We start from the raw sequence: 25,343 nt of genomic DNA on the forward strand, positions 1-25,343 counted from the left end.
GGCGCGACTCTCATCGTGGCGCGGAGAACCATCTCCAACCAGACGCCGGATAGATTTAAGCAAGCCTGCTCACATCATACAAAATCAGCTTGCAAAAGGGAGGGTGACCATAGATTTACGTCCGATGCAAAGGCGCGATGCGCGCCAGCACGCCGTTTTCAAACGTGGACTGAAACGGCAAATCCTTGCGCTGCGCATAACCGATATAGCAGTCGCACTTGAAGCGCGGGCAGGGGCGCTCCTGCAGCAGGTCGGCCAGGTCGTCCGCGTACAGATTCCCCAGCCGCTCGGGCACGAAATGGCAGCGCGTCAATTCACCATCGCCATCGACGGACAGCGACGCTTCGCCCGCCAGGCACGGCTTGCCGCGCGAGGGCGACGGACGGCGGTTTTGCGCAAACCACGGGTCGATGGCGTCGAGCCAGGCCAGGTCTTCCACGCTGTAGTAGCCAGGGCCGCGGCGGTCGTAGGCATTCAGCCACAGGTAGACGTGCGCTGGCAGGGCCGCGCGCAGGGCGCGGATGGCCTCCAGGTGCTCGGTCATGGCGACGACGCCGACGGAATAGCGCACGCCCATGGCGTCCAGGCGCGCGCAGCGTTCGAGAAAACGGGCCAGTGTCGTCTGGTCCGGGTGGTAGGTGCACCACAGGCCGATTTTTTCCAGTCCGTCCATGTTATCCAGCCAGCCTAAGGGGCCGGACAGGTTGGTTTGCAGCGCCACCTGGCGCACGTGCGGCAGGCTTGCCAGGGTTTGCATGGCCGTGCGGTAGTGGCGCCGTACCAGCGCTTCACCCCATGGCGTAAACAGGATGCCGATGGGGCGCGTTTGGCGTGCCACCCAGCTGGTGAAGCGCGCCACTTCGCGTGCATCGCGGGCCAGCGCGGCGCGGCTGTCTCGCTTTTTTGCGAACGGGCAGTAGCCGCAGGCGTAATTGCAGCTCGATAGCGTGCCCCGGTACAGCAGGGACAAAGTGCCAGGCTCAGTTGTCAGCACGCCTGGCCGCCTTCGGCCATCAGCGCGCGCACCGTATCGGACGCCAGCCACGGACCGACGGTGTCGGCGTAGCTGTAGCCTCGGTCATTCAGGCGCAGCAGCGGGCCATCTTCTTGCACCAGAGCCAAGGAGTGCAATTCGGCCAGCTGCGGCAAGTCTTCTTCGCAGCGGCTGCCGAAGCGCGCCGTGTAGGCGTCGCGGTCCAGGCCCGGTTCGGTCAGCAGCGACTGGATCACGTAGCGGCGGCGCTGTTCTGCATCGTCGAGCACATAGCCATGTTCGGCCTGCGCGAAGCGCGCCTCGTCCAGCGCCAGATACTGTTCGATGATGTTGATGGTGTCCGTGCGCGCCACCGCGTACTCGCTTGAATAATGGAGGTTGGCCGTGTAGGAGCGCGCGCCCGCGCCCAGGCCCACCATGCCATCGTTCTGGCAGCAGTACGAGGGACCGTTCTGTTCCGGCGCATGGGGCGCGCGGAACATGCGCATCGAGACCTGCTCGTAGCCTTGCGCGCGCAAATGGTCGCGCGCGGCCGCGTACAGGGTCAAACGGCAGTCGCCGCCCTGCGCCAGCATGATGGGGTTGAGCGACACTGCACCCTGGCGGCGCGCCACCTTGCCGAGACCCGTCTGTTCGCGCACGTAGAGCGGATACAGGTAGATTTCTTCGGGCGCGAAGGCCAGCGCGCTGTCGATGGAGGCCAGCAGGCTGGCGACGGTTTGCCCGGCGATGCCGTAGATCAGGTCCAGGTTCAGGGTGGGAAAGTCCGCTGCGCGTATCAGACCGATGGCGTGATGGACGGTGGCGTTTTGCTGCGGACGGGCCAGCGCGCGCATTTCGCCGGCGGCAAAGCTCTGGATGCCCAGGCTGACCCGGTCGATGCCGTGCGCGCGACAGACGGCAAGCCGCTCGAACGTGATGGTTTCGGGCGACGCTTCGATGCCGGCCGGCGTGTGCTGCAGGTCGATGCCGAGGATGTCGCGCGCGCCGCACAGTAATGTATCCAGCTGCGCCGGCGACAGGTAGGTGGGCGTGCCGCCGCCCAGCGCGAAGCGGGCAAAGCGCCGTTCGCCCAGCGCGCCGGCCAGGGCGCGCATCTGCACCAGCACCTGCTGCACATAGCGTTCGACCATGTCCGCACTGGGACGGGCCATGGCGAACAGGTTGCAAAAGCCGCAGCGCATTTCGCAAAACGGAATGTGGACGTAGGCGAAGAGGGCGGAGCGGTCCTGCCGCGCCCACAGGGGCGCCAGCGGCGTCGCCTGCGGCAAGGCGCGGTAGGCCGCCTTGTGCGGGTACGAGTACGAATACGCCTGGTAGGGCGTGTGGCGCATGCGCTGCGCCAGGGTGGCGGCTTGTTCGGCGGGGTTCACGGTGGGGACTCCTGGGAATTTGTATCTGTATCGGGGGCGATGAAGAAGTGCGCATACGGCACGTTCCACACGCTGTCGTGGGCCACTCTGTGGCCCCGGTAGCCGTCTTCGCCATACGCGCTGCCGTGGTCCGAGCAGACGATGGCAAACGTGGGGGCGCGCGCGGCACAGGCGGCAAACAATGGCGCCAGCGCGCCATCCACGTAGCGCAGGGCCGCCGCATGGCTGTCCAGGTTGTCGGCGCGGCAGCCGGGCAGGTAGGCGCGGTTCGGCGTATGCAGGGCGGCCACGTTGATGAACAAAAAGGTGCGCTGGGCGCCGTCTGCCAGGCGGGCTATGGCCAGCGCCACCTGTTTTTGCGTCGAGTGGCGGCTGGCCACGCCCATGCCGGCGCTCCAGTGGCTTTCCTGGAACAGCGACGGCAGCACCGTGCCCAGCGCGGTCTGTTTATTAAAGAACCCCACGCCGCCGATGCAGATGGTGCGGTAGCCGCGTGCGGCCAGCGCGGCGGGAAGGTCCGCTTCCTCGAACGCAAACGTGTGCGGTGATGTCGTTTCGCTGCCCGCAAAAGCGCTGGCGAACAGGCGCGGATGGCGTCCCGGCGCGGCCGGCGTGGGCAAAAAGCCCGCGAAGAAGGCCTGGTGCGCCGCATACGTGAACGTGGAGGGCGAGTGGCGCCGTTCCCAGCCGCCCGGCGGCAGGAAGCGCCCCAGCACGGGCAATTCACCCGCCTCATACAGGGCTTGCGCCACGTCAAAGCGGAGGGTGTCGAGCGTGAGGAAGACGAGGTCGTGGCTGCCGACGATGGCGTGCATGTCGGGGATTGCCGGTGTGTCTTTAAACATGGGTCAGTTGGGCTGCGTAAGTGTCCGCGCCTTGCCATAACAAGCCGGGCAGCAGGTCGCCGAAGGCATTCGCTTCCAGCACATGGGCCTGGCCCAGGCGTACCACCAGGTCGTAGCCCGTCACGTGGCTGGCGGGGAAGGCGCGCGCGGCCTGGGCGCTTGTTGCTTCCAGCGCCGCCAGGTCGGCTTCGCTCAAAAGGCCGGCCGCGTCGCCGCGCCGGTTGTCGAGGTGCAGGTTCGTCATCATGTGCTGTCCGATACGCGCCACCCGGTGCGCGGGCTGGCCCGCCAGGGTCACGACGCGCAGGTCGTAATGGCTGTCGCCGCAGCGCGGCTTGTTCAGCCACGCTTCCGCGTACAGTTCCTGGGCGGCCAGCGCGTCGACGAGGGCGGCGATGTCGTACTGCGTCTCGTAGCGCGTCATGTGCTTGACGTTGAACAAACGTGTCTGGCCGTCCACCCGCGACAAGTTGGCCGAGGTGGTGGCTTGCTGGCAGCCGGTCTTGTTCCTGCGGTAGGCGACGACGCCGGACGCGGACGAGCCGTAGCGCGGTTTCAGGTACACGCGGTCGAGGTCATGCTGGCGCAGCAGCGACTGCAGGTGCCCGTAGCTCTCCACGGGGCCCAGCAAGTCGGGTATGGGCACGCCGTGCGCGGCCAAATGGCGCTGGCAGGCCAGCTTGTCCGTCATGAGACTGATCTCGCCCGGTGCATTGAATACGCGCGCCTGCGGCAGCTCGGCCAGCTGCGCCGTCAGGGACGCCATGGCAGCTGTAAAACCGGCAAACCAGGCATCCATGGCCAGCAGCTCGCCATGTGCGGGCGCCGCGACTGGCGGACGGTCCTGCAGCCGGCAGCCCGCCTGCAACAACAGAAAATGGGCGGCAGGATCGTCGCCGGGCGGTTCGATCTTGAACAAACAGGGTTGGCGCAATGCCTCCTCCAGTAGCGCCGGCTGCGCCAGCCAGTCGCGCCACTCCAGCACTTGCGCAGGCGGCAGGCGCAGTTGCATGCGCGCCGCCTGCATCAGGCGCACGCGCTTGCTACAGGCGGTGGCCAGCAGGGTGAGAGGCGTAGGCAAAGTGGGAACCCGCTTATTCGCCGACGGCCACGTAGCGGTAGCTTTCGCCGTCGTCTTCATCCTCTTCCTGCGGGTCGTCCAGCACCACTTCGAAAGGCAGCGCCTTCAGTTTCGCCTGGTTTTCCTCGGAAATGTAATGGTGCGACAGGTCCAGGCGCTTCAACTTGCCCAGCTGCGTGTGATTGAGCACGGCCACGGCGCCCAGGTCGCCGATGGTGCCAAGCGACAGGTCCAGGGTGTCGAGCTGCGCCACCAGCGGTTCTTCCGCCAGCCAGACGGCCAGGTCGTCGGCGATTTCCGCGTCGCGCAAGCCCAGGTAGCGCAGCGTCGGCACGGTCAGCTGCGCCAGCACCTTGCGATACAGGGCGACATCGCCCGAAAAGCCATAGTCGTCCGTGCCCAGCCACAGTTCCAGGTGTTCCAGCTGCGGCATGCTTGATTGTGCCAGCGCTTCGGCGATCTTTTGATCGAGGCCGCCCGCTTCGATGGTGAAGCGACGCAGGTGCTGGTGCGCGAACGGTTCGAGGACGAGCTCATTGCCGCCGCGGATGCGCAATTCTTCCAGCTGCGGGAAGGCATCCAGCAGAGGCTTGTAACTGCCTTGCACGATCCACGAGATTTCGCATTCCTCGTACGTCATGTCGCCGATGAACAGGGCGCGCAAATTGGGCAGCTGCGGCGCCTGGGCGATCAGCGCGGCCATCACTTCGTCGGCGCCCGATTCGTACGGATCGCCCCACATGCCGATGATCAGCGCTTCAAGTGCGTTCTTGTCGGCCCTGGCGAGGAAGCCGACGATCAGCTCGTCCATCTTGCGCTCGTCGTCATACTCGAGCGACAGGCGGTAAACGATGTCGGGCGAGGCGTCGAAGGGCAAGTCAGGGTCGTACTGGACGACTTTCTTGTTGTGGAAGGTGGTGGTGCTGTCGGAAATGGTCATCGCGGGGGCTCCGTAAAAACAGTGGATGCCTGGATGCCGCGCGCGGTGTGGCGGAGCTGGGACGAGCCGGGAGGTGCCGCGACGCTCTGCGAAGACATCCAGGCCTGGAAATCTTGTCTATTCTAAAATCTTAGCATAGACATTTATGCATATTGCGCACTGCTGGCGGCGCTTATCGATGAATCACCACCAGCAGCGCCTTGCCCTCGGTCTTGCCCAGATTGCGGATGGTATGCGGCTGGTCCGCCGGATAGCGTGCCGTGCCGCCATTCTTGACCTTTTTCTTCGCTGTACCCACTTCCAGCTCCAGGTTGCCATGGATCACCGTCAAATGCTCGGTGGTGCCCGGGTCGTGCGGCTGCGACGCCAGTTCGCCGCCCGGCGCCAGGGTCACTTCATACCATTCGTATTTGCCGGCCAGTTCCATCGGCCCCAGGATGCGCAGCACATAGCCCGCGTGGTCGCCGGGCAGGGTGGGGGTTTCGTGGGCATCCGTGATGCGGATGGTTTCCACGGCTTTTTCCGCGCTGGACAGCAATTCGCCGATCTGCACGCCCAGGGCGTTGGCCAGGCGCCACGTGATGGCGATGGTGGGATTAGCTTTTTCGCGCTCGATTTGCGACAACATGGACTTCGAGACGCCCGCGATGCGCGACAAATCCTCCAGTGTCAGACCGCGCGCGAGGCGCAGCCGTTGCAGGGTGGCACCCACTTCAGGGGGAGAATTGGTCGAAACGCTGGTTTTCATCGGCAGGTGGCTTGCAAAGTTCAAAAGGCTTGGGTAATATCCACTATATTGAATTTCAGTTCGAAATAGTGGATTTGGAGGAAAAACACGGAAACGTGTAGACTTCAAACAGCGCTTCACGGTACAGCATACTGCGCGCACCGGTCAAGCTGCCGCTCCCCCTATGGCGGCTGAGGTCACCCGGATACCACACATACAACAGGGACACACAAGGATCATCATGAGCGAGCAAGCGAAGAACACCTTTTTCAGCGGTCTGCAACAGAATCTCGATCAACTGCGCCAGCAGGGCTTGTACAAGCCCGAGCGCGTGATCGCCTCGCGCCAGGGCGCCGAAGTGGTGTGCGACGATGGTCGTACCCTGATCAATATGTGTGCGAACAACTACCTGGGCCTGTCCGGCGACCTGCAGACGCAGGAAGCGTCCATTGCCGCCACGCAAAAGTATGGTTACGGCCTGTCGTCCGTGCGCTTCATCTGCGGCACGCAAACCGTACATAAAGAACTGGAACAGGCGATTTCCGCGTTCCTGGGTACCGAGGACACGATTTTGTATGCGGCCGCTTTCGACGCCAACGGCGGCGTGTTCGAGCCCCTGTTCGATGAAAACGACGCCATCATCTCCGACGCGCTGAACCACGCTTCCATCATCGACGGCATCCGCCTGTGCAAGGCTGGCCGCTACCGCTACGCCCACAACGACATGGCCGACCTGGAAGTGCAGCTGAAAGCGGCGATTGCCGCCGGCAAGCGCCATAAAGTCATCGTCACGGACGGCGTGTTCTCGATGGATGGCACGATCGCGCAGCTCGACAAGATCTGCGACCTGGCCGACCAATACGGCGCGCTGGTGATGATCGACGAGTGCCACGCTTCCGGCTTCATGGGCGCGACGGGCCGCGGCACGCACGAACACCACAATGTGATGGGCCGCATCGACATCATCACGGGCACTCTGGGCAAGGCCCTGGGCGGCGCCATGGGCGGCTTTACCTCGGCGCGCAAGGAAGTCATCGACACGCTGCGCCAGAAATCGCGCCCGTATCTGTTCTCGAACACCCTGGCGCCATCGATCGCCGGCGCTTCGCTGTCGGTACTGGAACGCCTGGCCAAGTCGACGGAACTGCGCGACCGCCTGCATGACAACACGGCTTTCTTCCGCAGCGAAATCGAGCGCATCGGCTTTACCATCAAGCCGGGTACCCATCCTGTCGTGCCGGTGATGCTGTTCGACGCTCCCGTGGCGCAGAAATTCGCCGCCCGCCTGTATGAGCTGGGCGTGCTGGTGACGGGCTTCTTCTACCCGGTCGTGCCGATGGGCCAGGCCCGTGTCCGCGTGCAGCTGTCGGCCGCGCACACGCGTGAACAGCTGGTGAAAGTGCTGGCCGCCTTCGAGCAGGCAGGCAAGGAACTCGGTCTGCTGACCACTACCACCACTACTAATTAACAAGAATTCAGGAAAATAGCATGGAACGCATCTTAGTCATCGGCGCAAACGGCCAAATCGGTAGTGAGTTGGTGGGCGCGCTGGCGCTGCAGCACGGCGCGGACAACGTCATCGCCAGCGACATCGGCACGAATAATCTGTACCAGGCCAAGCGCTATGCCCAGCTCAATGTGCTGGACAAGGACGGCCTGGCGACCATCATCGCCGATGAAAACATCACCCAGGTGTATCAGCTGGCGGCCATGCTGTCGGCCACGGGCGAGGCGGCGCCATTGAAGGCGTGGAGCCTGAACATGGACGGCTTGCTCAATATCCTGGAACTGGCGCGCGAGCGGGGCGAAGCAGGTAAGCCTTTGCGCATCTTCTGGCCATCGTCGATCGCCGCCTTTGGCCCGAACACGCCGCAAGTGAACACGCCGCAAATGACGGTGATGGACCCGACCTCGATGTACGGCATCAGCAAGCTGGCCGGCGAGCGCCTGTGCGAGTATTACTTCAACAAGTATGGCGTGGACGTGCGCAGCATCCGCTACCCGGGCATCATCAGCTACAAATCGCCTCCGGGCGGCGGCACCACCGATTACGCGATCGCCATCTTCCATGCAGCCTTGCGCGGCGAGCGCTATGACTGCTTCCTCGATGCGAACACCACCTTGCCAATGATTTACATGCCCGACGCGATCCGCGCCACCATCGAACTGATGGACGCGCCGGCGGCATCGATCAAGATCCGCTCTTCGTACAATGTGGCGGGCGTGTCGTTCAACCCCGAGCAGCTGGCGAAAGCCATCGTGCACATGGTGCCGGACTTCAAGATCAGCTACAAGCCGGACAGCCGCCAGGCCATCGCCGACAGCTGGCCGCAAAGCCTGGACGACAGCAAGGCCAGCGCCGATTGGGGCTGGAAGGCGCAGATCGGCGTCGAGCAGATGGTCACGGACATGCTGGCCAATGTCGACGTGGGGCATGCCGCCAAGGCTGCCTGAACGCGCACTATCACCATATAAATAACTACAACACAAGTAAAGAGACACTACATGGACATGAGCGTATTTGACCTGTTTAAAATCGGCATCGGGCCGTCGAGTTCCCACACGGTGGGACCGATGGTGGCGGCGCGGCGTTTTCTGGTCGAATACGGTTCGCTGGACCAGGTAGTGGGCGTCGAAGCGGCCTTGTATGGCTCGCTGGCGCTGACGGGCGTGGGCCATGCCACGGACAAGGCCGTCATTCTGGGCTTGATGGGCGAAACGCCACAGGACGTGGCGCCCGATGCAGTCGACAGCAAGCTGGCCGCCATCGAGACGGCCTGTGAAATCGCGCTGCTGGGCACGCACGTCGTGCCGTTTGCGGCTGCCACGGGTTTGATCTGGCACAAGAGCGAGTCGCTGCCCGAGCACCCGAACGGCATGCGCTTCACCCTGAAACTGGCGGACGGCAGCCGCATCGACAAGGTGTATTACTCGATCGGCGGCGGGTTTATCCGCGAAGCAGGCGAAGCCCAGGCGGAAGCCGCCGTGGAGTCGGCCGCCAGCGCAAGAGTCGTCTTCCCCTTCGACACCATGGAGCAGTTGCTGGCGCATGGCGTGGAAAGCGGCCTGTCGATCCCTGAAATGCTGCGCGCGAACGAGTGCGTCAAGCGCAGCGAGACAGAACTCAATGAAGGCCTGGACCGCATCTGGCACGTCATGCGCGACTGCATCGCGCACGGCCTGGAAACGACGGGCAACCTGCCGGGCGGCTTGAACGTGAAGCGCCGCGCCGCGAAATTATGGCGTTTGGCGCAGGAGGCGAAGGCGTCCGACAACCGCGCCAACGACTTGCCGCACGACGCCGTGCATCTGGTCAGCCTGTACGCGATGGCCGTCAACGAGGAAAACGCGGCCGGCGGGCGCGTGGTGACGGCGCCGACCAACGGCGCCGCCGGCATCATCCCGGCCGTGCTGCGCTACTATGCGCAGGATTGCCGCCCCAGCGACCCGGTCGGCGGCGTGCGCCGCTTCATGCTGACGGCCGCCGCCATCGGCATGCTGTGCAAGCGCAATGCCTCGATTTCGGGAGCCGAAGTGGGCTGCCAGGGCGAAGTGGGCGTGGCGTGCGCCATGGCGGCGGCCGGCCTCGTGGCCGCGCTGGGCGGCACGAATGAACAGATCGAGAACGCGGCCGAAATCGGCATCGAACACCACCTGGGCATGACGTGCGACCCGATCGGCGGCCTGGTGCAGATCCCCTGCATCGAGCGCAATGGCATGGGCGCCGTGAAAGCGATTACGGCCGCCTCGCTGGCGCTGAAGGGCGATGGCACGCATTTCGTCAGCCTCGATGAAGTCATCGAAACCATGCGCCAGACGGGTGCGGACATGCAGGACAAGTACAAGGAAACGTCTCTGGGCGGGCTGGCCGTGCACGTGATCACCGTCAACCACGCCGCTTGCTAAGTGCCGGGGTCAGACCCGCCGGGTCTGACCTCAGATTTCCGCTGCGTCTTATTGCACCCTCACTCCTCTTCAAACAGCTGCTCCAGCCTTCTTGGATAATTATTCAGGAAATCGCGCGTCACGGCGTAGTGCTCCGTGTCTTCATATGCCACTTCGTGGATGCCGCCGCCCGTAAACATCAGGATTTTCGCGTTCGGGTAGGCCAGCAGTATTGGCGAGTGGGTGGCGATGATCAGCTGCGAGTCGTCCTGCACCAACTGGTGGATCACCGATAGTGCCGCCATCTGGCGGCTCGGCGACAGCGCCGCCTCGGGCTCGTCCAGCAGATACAAGCCTTTTCCCCGCAGCTTGTTGATCAAGGTCGCCATGAACGCTTCGCCGTGCGATTGCGCGTGCAGCGACTTGCCGCCGTAGCTGCCCAGGTATTCGGGCATGTCGTCCATGTAGGTGGCGACGTTGAAAAAGCTCTCGGCGCGCAAAAAATAACTGTCATCGGGCTTCTTGTAGCTCTTGCTCAAACGCAAGTGTGCGTGCAAGCCCGATTCTTCGTCCGACGGCAGGGCGATGCGCACGTTGCGCGTGCCGCCATCCTTGCCAAAGCCCAGCGCCACGGCCAGCGCTTCGAGCATGGTCGACTTGCCGCTGCCATTTTCGCCCACGAAAAACGTCACATCGCGGTGGAAGTCCATGTGCACGAAGTCGCGGATGGCGGGGATGGTGAACGGATAGTGGTCCAGGTCGACGGCAACGTCGGGGCGCAGCGCGGCGCTTTGCAAATACGGTTTTTTACTGATCGGCATGGCCGGTTTTCGACTCCATCAATAGTCATGGCAGGAACATTCAGCACAGTGTGGCGCAAATCGGCGGCGCACGCCAGTGCTTACACCGGCCATGTTCACCTGGCTTGATCCCAACCATTATGGCTGGATTGATAACATTCAAGCTCTCCAATTGTCACATCTTGATCTGGCTGGCGCCACGCGATTCGCCTTGGACGGCGGCTGGCACTATAATATCCGCTGCCATTCATGATCAACCGCTCTCAGCTCAACTGGACTCTTCAAATCTATGCATTACGTGTCTACCCGCGCTGATAAAGCGCCATTGCAGTCGCAACAGTCATCTTTGCAGCAATTCTCCGACATCCTCCTGGGCGGCCTGGCCCCCGATGGCGGACTGTATCTCCCTGAACACTACCCGCAAGTCACTGGTGCCGAGCTCAATGCCTGGCGCACATTGTCGTATGCCGACCTGGCATTCGAAATCCTGAAGAAGTTCGCCACCGATATCCCGGCCGCGGACCTGAAGGCACTGACGGCGAAAACCTATACCAAGGCAGTCTACAAGAACGCCCGCGCCGGCGAAAACGCGGCCGACATCACGCCGCTGCGCGTGCTCGAAGAAAACGTCGTCAAGGGCGGCCAGACCACCCTGATGCTGCAGGCGCTGTCGAACGGCCCGACCCTGGCCTTCAAGGACATGGCCATGCAGTTGCTGGGCAACCTGTTTGAATACACGCTCACCAAGCACGACGCCGAACTCAATATCTTCGGCGCCACGTCCGGCGACACGGGCAGCGCGGCCGAATACGCGATGCGCGGCAAGAAGGGCATCCGCGTCTTCATGCTGTCGCCGCACAAGAAAATGAGCGCCTTCCAGACGGCGCAGATGTTCAGCCTGCAAGACCCGAACATCTACAACATCGCCGTCGAAGGCGTGTTCGACGATTGCCAGGATATGGTCAAGGCCGTGTCGAACGATTTGCCGTTCAAGGCGAAACAGAAAATCGGCACCGTCAACTCCATCAATTGGGCGCGTGTCGTGGCGCAAGTCGTGTACTACTTCCGCGGTTACCTGGCGGCCACTACCAGCAACGAGCAAAAAGTGTCGTTCACGGTGCCGTCGGGCAACTTCGGCAATATCTGCGCCGGCCATATCGCCCGCATGATGGGGCTGCCGATCTCGAAACTGGTAGCGGCCACGAATGAAAACGACGTGCTCGACGAATTCTTCCGCACGGGCGTCTACCGCGTGCGCAAGTCCGCCGAGACCTACCATACGAGCAGCCCGTCGATGGACATCTCGAAAGCGTCGAATTTCGAGCGCTTCGTCTACGACCTGGTGGGCCGCGACAGCGAGCGCGTGCGCGCCCTGTTCACGAAAGTGGAAACCCACGGCGGCTTCGACCTGTCCGGCAAGCCTGGCAGCGATGGCGACGAATTCAAGCAAGTCGCCAAGTATGGCTTCAAGTCGGGCAAGTCCACGCACCAGGACCGCCTCGATACGATCCGCGACGTGGCCGACGATTACGGCATCACCATCGACACGCACACGGCCGACGGCATCAAGGTGGCGCGCGAGCACCTGGAACCCAACGTGCCGATGATCGTGCTGGAAACGGCGCTGGCGGCCAAGTTCAACGAAACCATCCTCGAAGCGCTGGGCGTGGACGCTGAACGGCCAAGTGGCTTCGAGAACATCGAAGACTTGCCGCAGAAGTTCGTCGTGATGGATGCGGACGTGGAAAAAATGAAGGCGTATATCGCCGCCAACACGGGACTGTGATGACAGACGCCAGCACTGTACGCAAACCGATGCTGTCGGTGGCCGAGGCGCAAGCCTTCATGCTGGGCGCGGCGCGCCCGGTGGCCGAAGTGGAGCTGGTCGACACCATGCGCGCCAACGGCCGCGTGCTGGCGGCCGCGCAGACGTCGACACTGAACGTGCCCGAGCGCGACAATACGCAGATGGATGGCTATTGCGTGCGCGCGCAGGATTGCGCCAGCGGCGCGGCCAGCTTGCCCGTGTCGCAGCGCATTGCGGCCGGCCACGTGGGCCAGCCCTTGCAGCCGGGGACGGCGGCGCGCATCTTTACGGGCGCCCTGATCCCGGACGGCGCCGATTGCGTCGTGATGCAGGAGCAGTGCACGGTGGCCGATGGCGTGGTGACGGTCAATCACGTGCCGAAAGCCGGGGAGTGGGTGCGCCGCCAGGGCGAGGATATCCGCGCCGGCGGCGAGATACTGGGCGTGGGCCGGCGCCTGCGCAGCCAGGAAATGGGCCTGGCCGCCTCGGTGGGCCTGGCGCAAGTACCGGTGCTGCGCAAGCTGCGCGTGGCCGTGTTTTTCACGGGTGACGAGCTGGCCATGCCCGGTGAACCTCTGGCGCCGGGCGCCGTCTACAACTCGAACCGTTTTACCCTGCGCGGCTTGCTGGAAAACCTCGGCTGCGATATCACGGACCTGGGTATCGTGCCCGACAGCCTGGAAGCGACAAAAGCCGTGCTGCGCCAGGCGGCGCAGGGCAATGATCTCATCATCACCTCGGGCGGCGTGTCCGTGGGCGAGGAAGACCATATCAAGCCGGCCGTGGAAGCGGTAGGGCGGCTGAACATGTGGCAGATCGCCGTCAAGCCGGGCAAACCGCTGGCCTTCGGTGAAGTGCAGGATGCGTTCTTTGTTGGCTTGCCCGGCAATCCCGTGTCCAGCTTTGTCACTTTTTTACTGTTCGTGCGCCCGTTCATTTTGCGCCTGCAGGGCGTGGCGGGGAATCTGGCGCCGCGCAGCTACAAGCTGCCGGCCGCGTTTGAACGCTTGAAGGCGGACAAGCGCAACGAGTTCTTGCGCGCCAAGGTCAATGACGAGGGTGAACTGGAACTGTTCGCCAACCAGAGTTCAGGCGTGCTGACGTCCACCGTGTGGGGCGATGGCTTGATCGACTGCCCGCCGGGGCTGTCGATTGCGCGCGGCGACATGCTGCGTTTTATCCCGTTTAACGAATTGCTGTACTAAGGAAGTATCGATGAAGATCAATCTGCGTTTTTTCGCCAGCGTGCGCGAGCTGGTGGGCTCGTCCCAGGAAGTGCTGGAGGTGAGCGAGCCTTTGCGGACGGTTGGTGACGTGCGCTCTTTCCTGATCGCCCGCGGGGGCAACTGGGAATACGCGCTGGCGCAAGGCCGCGCGCTGCGCATGGCGCATAACCAGGTGATGTGCGATGCCGATACCGTGATAGGCGAAGGCGACGAGGTGGCGTTCTTCCCGCCCGTGACGGGCGGCTGAGAATGCCCACTTGAGAAAATGGCCGCTGAAGCGGCCATTTTTTTATGACGACTTGGTTTTTGGCTTGTCCCCGCTGCACGTCGCGCAGGCGATGGCTTTCTTGTAGCGCCAGTATTTCGAGCCGATGAAGATGGCCGACGCCACCAGCGACCAGGCCAGCGCGCTGAGGATATCTGCCTGGCTGGTGGTGCCCTTGCTGTACTCGACCACTGTCAGGATGATGAATAAAATCGAACTGGCCAGCAAATAGCGGGAAATCCAGAATCCTGCGCCCATGTGTTTCTCCTCTCGTGTCTTGTCGTCAAGTGATATGAAACTGCCGATCGTTGCAGCATGCCTGGCGCAGTATGCCTCATTTTTGGGCGCGATCGCCATCGGCGGGCCATATCCGGGCCAATCTCGACTAAAATGCCGGGGTTTTCACCGTCTTCCCAGCTTGCCATGACCAACTCCAGTTCCCCTCCGTTTCACATCGCCGTCATCGGCGGCGGCCCCGCCGGCCTGATGGCGGCCCAGGCGGCCACCGACCAGGGGGCGCAGGTGGAATTGTTCGACGCCATGCCTTCCGTCGGCCGCAAGTTCCTGCTGGCGGGGCGCGGTGGCATGAACATCACGCACGCGGAAGGCTACCAGGCCTTTGTCTCGCGCTACGCCAGGCAGGCGCACAGGGTAAAACCGGCGCTGGACCAGTTCGGCCCGCAGAAGGTGCGCGACTGGGTGCACGGCCTGGGCGTGGAGACCTTTGTCGGCTCGTCGAACCGCGTCTTCCCGACTGACATGAAGGCCGCGCCCTTGCTGCGCGCCTGGCTGCACCGCTTGCGCGAAGCGGGCGTGCAATTCCACATGCGCCACCGCTGGATGGGCTGGCGCGATGGCCAGCTGGCCTTTGCCACGCCGGACGGCGAACGCCTGCGCGCCTTCGACGCCGTGATCCTGGCCCTGGGCGGCGGCAGCTGGGCGCGGCTGGGATCGGACGGCGCCTGGGTGCCGCTGCTGCAAGGGCAGGGCGTGGCCGTGGCAGCGCTGGCGCCGGCCAATTGCGGCTTCGACGTGGACTGGAGCGAGCATTTCAGCAGCCGCCATGCGGGCGAACCGCTGGCGACCGTGGCCATCACGGCGCGCGACATCGACGGCTGCATGATCAAACGTCAGGGGCAGTTTGTCATCACGGCGGGCGGCGTCGAGGGCAGCCTGATTTATGCGCTGTCGGCCGCGCTGCGCGAGCAGATCGCGGTTGAGGGCCACACCACCATCTGGCTCGACCTGGCGCCTGACCATAGTCATGAACGCGTGTTCGAGGAAGTCACGCGTCCCCGTGGTGCCCGTTCCATGTCCAGCCATTTGCAAAGCCGGCTGGGCATCAAGGGCGTGAAATCGGGCTTGCTGCGCGAATGCCTGGGCGCGGCCGACTTTGCCGACGAAGCCAAGCTGGCTGCTGCCATCAAGCTGCTGCCCGTCACCTTGCAGCGCCCGCGCCCCATCGATGAAGCCATCAGCAGCGCCGGCGGCGTGGCCTTCGACGGCATCGACGGCAGCATGCTGCGCGCGATGCCGGGCGTGTTTGTCGCTGGTGAAATGCTGGACTGGGAAGCGCCGACGGGCGGCTACCTGCTGACGGCCTGCCTGGCGCAAGGCAAGGCGGCCGGCGAGCAGGCGGTCAGTTGGCTGGAAGAGAAAGTTAATGCCAGATAATATCGCCTGATCCGCTCTTCTGCGCATCGCGCTGGCGCGGGTTGCCGTGGACGTGGATGTCGCCGCTACCGCGCAGGGTCAGGTTGGCGGCGTCGCGCACGAAGACGGTGCTCTGGCCCGAGCCTTGCAGGCTGACGCTGGCCTTGTCGGCGGCCAGGTGCTCGGCATCGATGTCGCCCGAACCGCTGAGGTCGGCGCGCAGGAATTTCGTGTTGCCGCTGGCGGCGATGCGCCCGGAGCCCACCATTTCCAGCACCACGCTGTCGCTGTTGCCGCCATTGATGTCGAGGTCGCCGCTGCCGTTGACGGTGGCTTGTACCTGCTTGTAGCGTCCCGTGAAGCTGACGTCGCCCGAACCCGTCAATTCCAGGATAAAACTGTCGCCGGAAAAGCCCGTGATCTTGCTGTCGCCATTGCCGTGCACTTCCATGCGCACGAGGGCTGGCAGCACCAGTTCCACCTGCAGGGGCTGGCGATGGTGGAACAGCATGCCTTTCGGGCCGATATGCAGGGTCGTGCCATCTTGCGTGGTGTCGACGTTCGACAGCAAACGCTGCTCGCCGCTGACCTTCAGCGATGGCGTGGCGCCACGGCGCAGCACCAGGTCGATGGGGCCGGCCAGGTCGATGCTGGTGATATTGGCGGAAATCGGGCGCGTTTCGCTGCGCACGGCACGGCCGGCAGCGCTGCTGGGATTGCTGATCCCCTTGGCGCGCAGCGCCGCATACGACATGGCGATCAGGACCAGTGCCAGCAGGAGCATGGACAGGCCAACTTTGAGCAAGCGTTTCATGGCAGCCTTTCTAGTGACCTTTGAGCAGGGAGACATTCATGGCGACGTAGCGCTTGATGCCGATCAAGGTATAGCGCGTTACGACCAGACTGAGCAGGAATATGGCGATGCCGCCGAGCAGCATGCCCACGCCGAAGATGGTTTGCGTGGTGCGCGCATCGCGGTCCATGTCGGTGGAGATGCGGATGCCGCCACCGGCCAGCGCTTCGGCCCGCTCCATCACGCGCGACGACGCGCCCGGCGCCTCGGGTTCTGACTCAGCCTTGACGGGGCCGGGCAGGTGATCGACTTCGATGCCCGTGTCGCCGATGGTGATGCGCGTTTCGCGCCGCTCGCCGCCCTCATCGTCCTGAACGAAGACGTGGCGAAACGGGCCATCGAGCACCAATTCGTTGGCGCCGGACAAGCCGCTGGCCGTGATGGCGATGCCGGCCAGGTAAAAGCTCAGGCCGACGGCATACAGGGCGGCCAGCAGGGCCGCGTAGACGGCGGCAGGGACGACCATGAACAGGTTGAAGATGGTCAGGCCCACCAGCGAGACGAGCAGGCGCAGCAGGTTGACGGGGGTTTTCTTCTGTTCGAAAGCCTGGCGGTGGGTACTGCTGCGCAAGGTCAGGGCGATTTTTTTCGGGTCGCCCAGGTCGTCGGCGATCTCGTGCTCGCTGCGGCCGGCCGCAGCGCCTTCGATGAAGGTCTGTTCGTAATAATCGAGAGTCTTGGCCACCAAGTCCGGTGGCAAGCCTGCCAGCGCGCGCCGCAGAGAGTCGAGATAATCTTGCTTGTTCATCATATTCTTCCTGTCCGCCGCTTCAGCCCATTGCCGGCAGCAGCATGCTTGCCTGGCTCAGCAGCAATGGCGCTTGTGGCGCCTGCTGTACCTGAACGACGATCAAGGTGGCTAGCACCACACAAGCCAGCAAGGCCAGGGCTTTCAAGCTGTTTTTCAAGTGCAAGGTGGTGTGCATGGTATTCCCCGTGGCATGGCCGTTGTCGATGATCAGACTGTACCCAAGCGCACGCGAGCGCACCAGCGCGGTGCGACAGAATGCAATTTCGCGGGGGCGAGCGACACCAGGGGAGGATGCACCGTCAAGTCTACTTTGCCACCTTGCCCGTGGTGACGGCCTTTGCCGCCGCCACGCCGCTGCGCACGGCCGCCTCGATGGTGGCCGGATAGTCTTGTGTCCGGTCCTCATTGGCCGTGTAGTCGCCGGCCAGCAGCAAGCCCGGTACGCCGCTGGCGTTGCCGGGGCGCCGTAGTTCCGGCGTGCAGGCAAACGTGGCGCGCTTTTCCGTGATCAGCTGGGTCCAGACGGGCTGCGCCAGTTCCGGACGCTGCAACACCTGCGCCAGCTGCGCCGCGATGGCTTGGGCCAGCGGCCCATGGCCTTGCTCGGCGGCAGGGCCAGAGGCGCTGATGACGACGGCCAGCAAGCCCGCCTGGTTGCTGTCGAGCTGGCCCCGGTCGAAGACGAACTGGCCCCAGTGCTGCTGCTCCGGCGCATCGACGAGGGCGTACAAGGGCAAGTCCAGGTGCACGGAGGCGTCGTATTGCAGATAGCAGGTGCTGATGGCTTCCGGTGTGAAAGCTTGCATGCGGTCAATAGCATCGTCCAGGCGCGCGTCGTGCAAACCTTGCAACAGGTTGGCGGCCTGCACGGACGAGGTGGCCACAATCACGCCATCAAAGCTTTCCCCGTCATCGAGTTGCCAGCGGCCATCGGGCAGGGCGCGCAAGGCGGCAACCTTGGCGCCCGTGCGCACTTCGCCGCCATGCTGCGCCAGGTAGCGGCTTGCCGCGTCGGGCAGCAGGCTGCTCAGATCCCTTTTCGGGATCAGCATGTCGGATGCGCGGCGGCGGCTCGCGCCCAGGCTGTCGCGCAGCACATTGATGAAGACGCGCGCCGAGGCGCGCTCGGGTGGGGTATTCAGCGCGGCCAGGCACAGCGGGTGCCACATCAGCCGGTTCAAACGGTCCGTCTGGTCGAAGCGCTGCAGCAGTTCGCTGACCGTGCAATCGTTGTACAGTTGCCAGCCCATCCACCGCATGGCGGTGGAAAAGCGCATCAGGGCCAGCTTGTCGGCGCGCAATAATCCCTTGGCGCGCAGCAGGGCCCATGCCAGGTGCAGCGGCGCGGGCAGCCGGGGCGCGATGAAATCCATGCCGTCGGAGCCGGCTGGATAGCGCATCTGCAGGGGCAGGTTAAGGATCAGTTCGCCGGGATCTTGCCCTGCCAGCTTCATCAGGCGCAAGGTTTCCGTGTACGCGCCCAGCAAGATATGCTGGCCGTTGTCGAGCACGGTACTTTCGCGTTCGACCCGGCGCGCGCGCCCGCCCAGGGTGCGCGCAGCCTCGAACACGGTCACCGAGTGACCGGCGCGCGCCAGTTCCATGGCCGCCGCGCAGCCAGCCCAGCCGGCGCCGATGACGGCGTAGCGTTGCTTCACGTTACTCTCAGCCACGAACCCAGGTCTTCCAGGCCAGCCACAGTTTGCGGATCGGCGTGAGCGAAATGCGTTGTTTCAGCACGTGGTAGCCGTCGCGCTCGACTTCATTGAGCAGGGTGCGGTAGATGGCGGCCATGATCAGACCCGGGCGCTGGGCGCGGCGATCCTCGGCTGGCAAGAGTGCAAAGGCTTCGTCGTAGGCCTTTTGCGCGCGTGCCACCTGGAAACGCATGAGGTTTTCGAAATTTTCGCTGTGGCGCGCGTTCAGCAGGTCGGCTGCCGTCACATTGAATTGCTGCAATTCGCTGATCGGCAGGTAGATGCGCCCCTTGCGCGCATCTTCGCCCACATCGCGGATGATGTTGGTCAGCTGGAAGGCATGGCCCAGTTTTTCCGCGTACAGCAGGGTTTCCGGGCGGGTCGCGCCGAAGATGCTGGCCGACAGGATGCCCACCACGCTGGCCACATGCCAGCAATAGCGGCTCATGGCCTGGTAGTCGAGGTAACGGGTCTGGTTCAAGTCCATTTCCATGCCGTCGATGATGGCCTGCAAATGCTTTTCTTCCAGTTTATATATGGCCAGATGCGGCTCCAGCGCGCGCATCACGGGATGCGTGGGGATGCCCTCGTACATGGCCTTGACTTCCTTGCGCCACCAGACCAGCTTGGTGCGTGCCACGGCTTCGTCCGTGCATTCATCGACCGTGTCATCGACTTCGCGGCAGAAGGCGTACAGGGCCGTGATGGCCTTGCGGCGCTCGGCAGGCAGGAACAGGAAGCTGTAGTAGAAGCTGGAGCCGCTCTGGGCGGCCTTTTGTTGGCAGTATTCGTCGGGAGACATAGTCAAAAGAGCAAGGGTTGCAGATCGAAGCCGCTATTCTATCGTCTTACAGAGTGGGCGACGGGGGAAAAGCCGTTTTTACTTGTGTCTCTTGATGCAAGCTTTTGCGCGACATGCGCAGGGCGCGCCAGAAAATGATCAGCCAGTCGCGTTTCTCCAGCTTGGGCCGGCGCCGGAACACGTCGTAATTGACGGCTTCGATGGCTTCGAGGATGCGCAAACCGCCTTGCACCACCAGACGCAGTTCCCAGCCGATGCGTCCGCGCAGGCGCAGGGCCAGCGGCGCGCCCGACAGCATCAGGGCGCGCGTGCGGGCCACTTCAAAGCGCATCAGGGCGCTCCACTTGCCGTGCGCCTCGGGCCGCTCGAAGGCTGCGGCGGAGACGGCAAAGCGGCTCAGGTCGTCCATCGGCAGGTAGATGCGCTCTTTTTGCTGGTCGATGGCGACGTCTTGCAAGAAATTAATTAGTTGTAAAGCTGAACATATCGCATCGGAATCGCGTACATTCTGTTCATCGGCGGCACCGTACAGGTGCAGCATCAGCAGCCCCACGGGGTTGGCGGAACGGGCGCAGTAGTCGAGCAGGTCGTCGTAGCTGGCGTAGCGCGTCGTTTCCACATCCTGCTTGAAGGCTGACAACAGATCGTAAAACGGCTTCAGCGGCAACTGGTGTTTGGCGATGACGGCGGCCAGGCGTTCGAACATGGCGGCGTTCTCGCCGGCATGGCCTTCCTGGCGGGCGATGCGGCCCAGCGCCGCTTCATAGGCGTGCAGGGAGGCCAGGCGTTCAGCCGGCGTGGCGTCGCCTTCGTCAGCCAGGTCGTCCGCGCTGCGGGCGAAGGCATAGATGGCTTCGACGGCGGGCACCAGGCGGCGCGGCAGTAAAAATGATGCAACAGGAAAATTTTCGTAATGGTCTACAGGCATGAACACACTTCTCTAGTCTTGCAGTTTTGCCCGGCACCCCGCAATGCTGGAATGTGGCCGGACGTTGTACGTCTCAAGATTAATGACGCATAAGTCACTAAAAACTTTTACGCACGATTATAATTAATAACCAGAAAGTCATTAGGGGAAATTTGCTTCCCGCCATGACCAAGCTGATATTGTCACAAATTTAAGGATATCGCGTGCGAAAAAGTTTGGCTTGGCCCAAAGGGCAAGCAAAAAGTTTCTCCGCATAAAAATATTACAGCCCGCATAGTAAAGGAAAATACCTTGTTTGCCCTGAAAACCCCGCGCCGCGAGACCGGCGCATCCGCACTTCCTGCCCTGCGGCTGATTGCCGCCGCTACCCTGGCGCTGACCTTGGCGGCCTGTTCCAAGCCTGCCGTCAAAGTGGAAGACGTGCGTCCCGTGCGTGCGATCGTGTTGTCTAGCAGTAATGTTGACGTGAGTGCCGAGCTGGCGGGCGAGGTCGTGCCCCGTGTCGTATCGCAGCTGGGCTTCCGCGTGGGCGGCAAGATCGTGGCGCGCAAGGTGGACGTGGGCGCCAGCGTCAAGAAGGGGCAAGTGTTGATGCAGCTCGATCCTGTCGACTTGCAACTGTCGCAGGCACAGGCCAAGGCGTCGCTGGTCAGCGCGGAAACGAGCCGCGACCTGGCGCGCTCGGAATTGAAGCGCTACCAGGACTTGCGCGAGAAAAATTTCGTCAGCCAGGCCGTGCTCGATGGCAAGGATGCCACCTACAAGGCGGCGCAGGCGAACGTGGAAGCGGCCCAGGCCCTGTACCGGGGCCAGGCGAACCAGTCCGGCTACGCCAGCTTGCTGGCCGACGTCGATGGCGTCGTCACGCGCATCGAGGCCGAAGTGGGGCAGGTGGTGGCGCCAGGCGCGCCCGTGGTGCAAGTGGCCAAGAGCGGCGAGAAGGAAGTCGTGATCGGCATTCCTGAAGACAAGGTTGAAACCCTGCGCGGCGTCAAGGATGTGGTCGTGCGCCTGTGGGCCGACCCGAAACAGGGCTTGCCGGGCAAGATACGCGAAGTGTCGCCCGTGGCTGATGCCGCCACGCGCACCTATATCGCCAAGGTCAGCATCCCGGACGCGCCGCAGGCACGCCTGGGCATGACGGCCGTGGTGCAGTTCGCCTCGCAGACGGCCACGCCGCAAATCAAGGTACCGTTGACGGCCCTGTTCAATGAAAAGTCGCAAAGCTCCGTGTGGGTGGTGGAAAACGGCGCCGTGAAGCTGGTGCCGGTGACGGTGGGTGGCGTGGCGGGCAATGAGTTGCTGCTGACCTCGGGCGTGAAAGCGGGGCAGACGGTGGTCACGGCCGGCGTCAACCTGCTCAAGCCTGGCCAGAAAGTATCCATCCTCGGCGCCGAACTGGCCAGCAAGCCTGATGTCGCCGCTGCCGCAGTCAGCGTGGGTGCGGCCAAATGAAGGGCGGTTTCAATCTGTCGCGCTGGGCCCTCGAACACATCCCGCTGACGCGCTACCTGATGGCCGTGCTGCTGATCGGCGGCATGCTCAGCTATGCCAGCCTGGGCCAGGATGAAGACCCCCCGTTTACCTTCCGCGCCATGGTCTTGCAAGCGTACTGGCCCGGCGCCACGGCGCTGCAGATGGCCGAGCAGGTGACGGACAAGCTGGAAAAGAAGCTGCAGGAAACGCCCTACATCAATGAAATCACCAGTTATTCGAAGCCAGGTGAAACATTGATCTTGCTGGAGCTGCGCGAATCGGCGCCGCCCAAGGAAACGGCTGCCGCCTGGTACCAGGTGCGCAAGAAGATCGGCGACATCAAGGGCACCTTGCCGGCCGGCGTGGTGGGCCCGTTCTTCAATGACGAGTTCGGCGACACCTATGGCTCCATCTTCGCCCTGTCCGGCGACGGTTTCACCTACGCGGAAATGAAGGATTACGCGGACAAGGTGCGCCAGGAGCTGCTGGCCGTGGGGCAGGTGTCGAAGGTGGAGCTGTTCGGCGTGCAAGACGAAAAGATCAATATCATCTTTTCGCACAAGAAATTCGCCCAATTGGGCATTCCTTTTGACGCCATCGTGCAGCAATTGTCCGAGCAAAACAGCATCAACGCCACGGGCGTGCTGGTGACGCCCACGGATAACCTGCAAGTACGCGTGACGGGCGCCATGGTGACCGTCAAGGACCTGGAAAACCTGGAGCTGCGCGCCAACGGCACCACCTTCCGCCTCGGCGACTTTGCCACCGTGAAACGTGAATTTGTCGATCCGCCCAAGGACAAGATGCGTTTCAATGGCAAGGAAGTGATCGGCCTGGGCGTGTCGATGGAAAAGGGCGGCAACATCATCGACATGGGCAAGGCCCTGCAGGCAACGGTCACGCGCATGAAGAAAGAATTGCCGGTCGGCATAGAGTTGCAGCGCGTGTCGAACCAGCCGGAAGCCGTGTCCGCTTCCGTGGGCGAATTCGTGCATACCTTGGTCGAAGCCATTTTGATCGTGCTGGCCGTCAGCTTTGTCGCGCTGGGCTTGCACACGAAACCGCTGCGCATCGACGTGCGGCCCGGCCTGGTGGTGGCGCTGACCATCCCGCTGGTGCTGGCCGTCACCTTCCTGTTCATGCGCCTGCTCGACATCGATTTGCACAAGATTTCCCTGGGCGCCTTGATCATCGCGCTGGGCTTGCTGGTCGATGACGCCATCATTGCCGTCGAGATGATGGTGCGCAAGATGGAAGAGGGCATGTCGCGTTTCGATGCGGCCACGTTTGCCTACACGTCGACGGCCATGCCCATGCTGACGGGCACCCTGATCACGGTGGCGGGTTTCTTGCCCATCGGCCTGGCCAAGTCGGCCGCCGGCGAATACACGTTCTCTTTGTTCTCCGTCAATGCGCTGGCCCTGATCATTTCCTGGGTGGTGGCCGTCGTCTTTACGCCCTACATCGGCTACGTCTTGCTGAAAGTAAAACCGCACGCGCATAACGACCATGAATTGTTCGATACGCCGAACTTCCGCCGCTTCCGCCGCGCTGTCACCTGGTGCGTGGAATGGCGCAAGACGACGATTGTCGCCACCCTGGCCATCTTTGCGCTGGGTATTTACGGCTTTAACTTTATCGAGAAGCAATTCTTCCCCGATTCCAGCCGTCCGGAACTGATGGTGGAGCTGTGGTCGCCCGAGGGCACGACCTTTGCCGCGAATGAAAAGCAGGTGAAGAAATTCGAGGCGTTCGTCAGCAAGCTCGACGGCGTGGATAGCGTGACCAGCTATGTGGGCACCGGCAGTCCCCGTTTCTACCTGCCGCTGGACCAGATCTTCCCGCAAACCAACGTGTCGCAAGTGGTGGTCTTGCCGAAGAGCCTGGCCGACCGCGAACGCTTGCGCCAGCAAATCGTCGATGTCTTCAAGAAGGATTTCCCGGAAGTGCGGGGCAGGGTAAAGCTGTTGCCGAACGGGCCGCCAGTGCCGTATCCCGTGCAATTTCGTGTCACGGGGCCGGAAGTGGTGGGCGTGCGCGCCATCGCCGACCAGGTCAAGGACATCATGCGCGCCAATCCGAACACCTTGGGCGTCAATGATAACTGGAATGAATCGGTGAAAGTGCTGCGCCTGGACCTGGACCAGGACAAGATGCGCGCGCTGGGCGTCACCTCGAAAACGGTGATGCAGGCGGCCAATACGATTCTGTCGGGCACGGTCATCGGCCAGTTCCGCGAAGACAACAAGCTGATCGATATCCAGGTGCGCCAGCCGCTGGAAGAACGGGCGACGATTTCCGTGCTGAATGACACGAATATTCCGACGGCAACGGGCAAGTCCGTGCCCATCTCTCAGCTGGCCCGCGCGCATTTTGTGTGGGAACCGGGCGTGGTCTGGCGCGACAAGCGTGAATGGGCCATTACCGTGCAATCGGACGTGGTCGACGGCATCCAGGGCGCCACCGTGTCGACGCAGCTGGCGCCGCAGCTCGACGCCTTGCGGACCAAGTTGCCAGCCGGCTATCGCATCACCGTGAAAGGCGTGGCGGCCGACAGCGGCGAGGCGGAAGCGTCGATCGCGGCGAATTTGCCGCTGGCTATCTTCATCATCTTCACCTTGCTGATGCTGCAGTTGCATAGCTTCTCGCGTTCGCTTCTGGTGTTCCTGACGGGGCCGCTGGGCGTGGCGGGCGCCGCGTTTGCCTTGCTGCTGCTGCATCGCCCGCTGGGCTTCGTGGCCAACCTGGGCGTCATCGCGCTGTTCGGCATGATCATCCGCAATTCGGTGATCCTCGTCGACCAGATCGAGCAAGACATCAAGGATGGTTCGGCGCCATGGGATGCCATCATCGACTCGGCCGTGCGCCGTTGCCGCCCCATCGTGCTGACGGCGGCAGCCGCGGCGCTGGCCATGATCCCCTTGTCGCGCTCCGTGTTCTGGGGCCCGATGGCGGTCGCCATCATGGGTGGATTGATACTCGCGACGGCCTTGACCCTGCTGTTCCTGCCGGCCCTGTATGCGGCCTGGTTCCGGGTCAAGAAGCCGGAGCCGGTGACGGCAAAACAAGGCTAGGAGCCAGCCCCAAGGCGCAGTCATAAAAAAGGCGGCATTCCTCTGGGAAATCCAGTAGAATGCCGCCTTTGCTTTACCGAGGGCTTGCTCGTTTAGTTCACGGTAGCCAGATCGCTCCCGAGTTGTTAAAATCAGCAACGGCGGGTGTGTAGCCTGCGGCAAGTAG

23 protein-coding genes are annotated in these 25,343 nt (G+C 63.1%); 9 read left to right on the forward strand and 14 right to left on the reverse strand.

Features of this window, described 5'->3' with window-relative positions:
- Positions 1-115 precede the first annotated feature (115 nt).
- The 6 genes from ACQ4WY_RS00005 to ACQ4WY_RS00030 all read right to left on the reverse strand — a co-directional run bounded on the left by ACQ4WY_RS00005 (position 116) and on the right by ACQ4WY_RS00030 (position 5,981).
- Entirely contained in the window at positions 116-994 is an 879-nt protein-coding gene (locus tag ACQ4WY_RS00005) for an STM4011 family radical SAM protein (RefSeq protein ID WP_436502267.1), read from the reverse strand.
- On the reverse strand, positions 988-2,367 hold the full coding sequence (locus tag ACQ4WY_RS00010; protein ID WP_436502268.1) for an STM4012 family radical SAM protein: 1,380 nt from the start codon (positions 2,365-2,367) through the stop codon (positions 988-990). The genes ACQ4WY_RS00005 and ACQ4WY_RS00010 overlap by 7 nt, the downstream gene beginning before the upstream one ends.
- Positions 2,364-3,212: an STM4013/SEN3800 family hydrolase gene (locus ACQ4WY_RS00015; RefSeq protein ID WP_436502269.1), complete on the reverse strand. Its 849-nt coding sequence runs from the start codon at positions 3,210-3,212 to the stop codon at positions 2,364-2,366. The genes ACQ4WY_RS00010 and ACQ4WY_RS00015 overlap by 4 nt, the downstream gene beginning before the upstream one ends.
- A complete protein-coding gene (locus ACQ4WY_RS00020) occupies positions 3,205-4,293 on the reverse strand; it encodes an STM4014 family protein (protein WP_436502270.1) in 1,089 nt (362 codons plus the stop codon). Before ACQ4WY_RS00020 ends, ACQ4WY_RS00015 begins: the two co-directional genes overlap by 8 nt.
- A gap of 13 nt (positions 4,294-4,306) precedes the next feature.
- On the reverse strand, positions 4,307-5,233 hold the full coding sequence (locus tag ACQ4WY_RS00025) for an STM4015 family protein (protein WP_436502271.1): 927 nt from the start codon (positions 5,231-5,233) through the stop codon (positions 4,307-4,309).
- A gap of 172 nt (positions 5,234-5,405) precedes the next feature.
- Positions 5,406-5,981 carry a helix-turn-helix domain-containing protein gene (locus tag ACQ4WY_RS00030; RefSeq protein ID WP_034751403.1) on the reverse strand — a complete coding sequence of 192 codons (576 nt, stop codon included), beginning with the start codon at positions 5,979-5,981 and terminating at the stop codon, positions 5,406-5,408.
- Between the two features lie 220 nt (positions 5,982-6,201).
- On the opposite strand from ACQ4WY_RS00030, the gene kbl reads away from it, so the two are divergent.
- Genes kbl through ACQ4WY_RS00045 form a run of 3 tightly spaced genes read left to right on the forward strand, consistent with a single transcriptional unit; the run spans position 6,202 to position 9,866 of the window.
- A complete protein-coding gene (gene kbl / locus ACQ4WY_RS00035; RefSeq protein ID WP_436502272.1) occupies positions 6,202-7,428 on the forward strand; it encodes a glycine C-acetyltransferase in 1,227 nt (408 codons plus the stop codon).
- Between the two features lie 20 nt (positions 7,429-7,448).
- Positions 7,449-8,414: an NAD-dependent epimerase/dehydratase family protein gene (locus ACQ4WY_RS00040; protein ID WP_436502273.1), complete on the forward strand. Its 966-nt coding sequence runs from the start codon at positions 7,449-7,451 to the stop codon at positions 8,412-8,414.
- A gap of 51 nt (positions 8,415-8,465) precedes the next feature.
- Entirely contained in the window at positions 8,466-9,866 is a 1,401-nt protein-coding gene (locus ACQ4WY_RS00045; protein WP_436502274.1) for an L-serine ammonia-lyase, read from the forward strand.
- A 59-nt stretch (positions 9,867-9,925) separates the two neighbouring features.
- On the opposite strand, the gene ACQ4WY_RS00050 is transcribed toward ACQ4WY_RS00045, so the two are convergent.
- A complete protein-coding gene (locus ACQ4WY_RS00050; RefSeq protein WP_353657370.1) occupies positions 9,926-10,666 on the reverse strand; it encodes an AAA family ATPase in 741 nt (246 codons plus the stop codon).
- 268 nt (positions 10,667-10,934) lie between these two features.
- Here ACQ4WY_RS00050 and thrC point away from each other — a divergent pair, with 268 nt between their 5' ends.
- From thrC to moaD, 3 genes are read left to right on the forward strand one after another with little or no spacing between them, the layout of a single operon-like run.
- The gene (gene thrC / locus ACQ4WY_RS00055) at positions 10,935-12,431 is read left to right on the forward strand and encodes a threonine synthase (RefSeq protein WP_436502275.1); all 1,497 of its coding nucleotides are present in this window, start codon (positions 10,935-10,937) and stop codon (positions 12,429-12,431) included.
- Positions 12,431-13,657 (forward strand): molybdopterin molybdotransferase MoeA, encoded by a 1,227-nt coding sequence (locus ACQ4WY_RS00060; protein WP_436502276.1) that lies wholly within the window; start codon positions 12,431-12,433, stop codon positions 13,655-13,657. Before thrC ends, ACQ4WY_RS00060 begins: the two co-directional genes overlap by 1 nt.
- A gap of 10 nt (positions 13,658-13,667) precedes the next feature.
- A complete protein-coding gene (moaD, locus tag ACQ4WY_RS00065; protein WP_436502277.1) occupies positions 13,668-13,925 on the forward strand; it encodes a molybdopterin converting factor subunit 1 in 258 nt (85 codons plus the stop codon).
- 42 nt (positions 13,926-13,967) lie between these two features.
- Here the strand turns inward: moaD and ACQ4WY_RS00070 are convergent, their stop codons facing one another.
- The gene (locus tag ACQ4WY_RS00070) at positions 13,968-14,201 is read right to left on the reverse strand and encodes a hypothetical protein (RefSeq protein WP_034781412.1); all 234 of its coding nucleotides are present in this window, start codon (positions 14,199-14,201) and stop codon (positions 13,968-13,970) included.
- 165 nt (positions 14,202-14,366) lie between these two features.
- Here ACQ4WY_RS00070 and ACQ4WY_RS00075 point away from each other — a divergent pair, with 165 nt between their 5' ends.
- On the forward strand, positions 14,367-15,617 hold the full coding sequence (locus ACQ4WY_RS00075) for a TIGR03862 family flavoprotein (protein WP_436502278.1): 1,251 nt from the start codon (positions 14,367-14,369) through the stop codon (positions 15,615-15,617).
- Here ACQ4WY_RS00075 and ACQ4WY_RS00080 read toward each other — a convergent pair.
- The 6 genes from ACQ4WY_RS00080 to hpnC all read right to left on the reverse strand — a co-directional run bounded on the left by ACQ4WY_RS00080 (position 15,604) and on the right by hpnC (position 20,627).
- On the reverse strand, positions 15,604-16,410 hold the full coding sequence (locus tag ACQ4WY_RS00080; RefSeq protein WP_353657365.1) for a head GIN domain-containing protein: 807 nt from the start codon (positions 16,408-16,410) through the stop codon (positions 15,604-15,606). The genes ACQ4WY_RS00075 and ACQ4WY_RS00080 overlap by 14 nt on opposite strands.
- 10 nt (positions 16,411-16,420) lie before the next feature.
- Positions 16,421-17,200, reverse strand: a complete 780-nt coding sequence (locus ACQ4WY_RS00085) for a DUF1700 domain-containing protein (protein WP_436502279.1) — start codon at positions 17,198-17,200, stop codon at positions 16,421-16,423.
- Between the two features lie 19 nt (positions 17,201-17,219).
- Positions 17,220-17,375: a hypothetical protein gene (locus ACQ4WY_RS00090; protein WP_353657363.1), complete on the reverse strand. Its 156-nt coding sequence runs from the start codon at positions 17,373-17,375 to the stop codon at positions 17,220-17,222.
- 130 nt (positions 17,376-17,505) lie between these two features.
- Positions 17,506-18,858, reverse strand: a complete 1,353-nt coding sequence (hpnE, locus tag ACQ4WY_RS00095; RefSeq protein WP_436502280.1) for a hydroxysqualene dehydroxylase HpnE — start codon at positions 18,856-18,858, stop codon at positions 17,506-17,508.
- A gap of 7 nt (positions 18,859-18,865) precedes the next feature.
- The gene (hpnD, locus tag ACQ4WY_RS00100; RefSeq protein WP_436504365.1) at positions 18,866-19,699 is read right to left on the reverse strand and encodes a presqualene diphosphate synthase HpnD; all 834 of its coding nucleotides are present in this window, start codon (positions 19,697-19,699) and stop codon (positions 18,866-18,868) included.
- Positions 19,700-19,745: 46 nt separating this feature from the next.
- Entirely contained in the window at positions 19,746-20,627 is an 882-nt protein-coding gene (gene hpnC / locus ACQ4WY_RS00105; RefSeq protein WP_436502281.1) for a squalene synthase HpnC, read from the reverse strand.
- A 291-nt stretch (positions 20,628-20,918) separates the two neighbouring features.
- Here hpnC and ACQ4WY_RS00110 point away from each other — a divergent pair, with 291 nt between their 5' ends.
- Positions 20,919-22,082: an efflux RND transporter periplasmic adaptor subunit gene (locus ACQ4WY_RS00110; protein ID WP_436502282.1), complete on the forward strand. Its 1,164-nt coding sequence runs from the start codon at positions 20,919-20,921 to the stop codon at positions 22,080-22,082.
- Entirely contained in the window at positions 22,079-25,177 is a 3,099-nt protein-coding gene (locus ACQ4WY_RS00115) for an efflux RND transporter permease subunit (RefSeq protein WP_436502283.1), read from the forward strand. Before ACQ4WY_RS00110 ends, ACQ4WY_RS00115 begins: the two co-directional genes overlap by 4 nt.
- The last annotated feature ends 166 nt before the right edge of the window (positions 25,178-25,343 follow it).

The sequence above is a fragment of the Janthinobacterium salmonicoloratum genome (assembly GCF_051380845.1).
Classification (GTDB): Bacteria; Pseudomonadota; Gammaproteobacteria; order Burkholderiales; family Burkholderiaceae_D; genus Janthinobacterium; species Janthinobacterium lividum_F.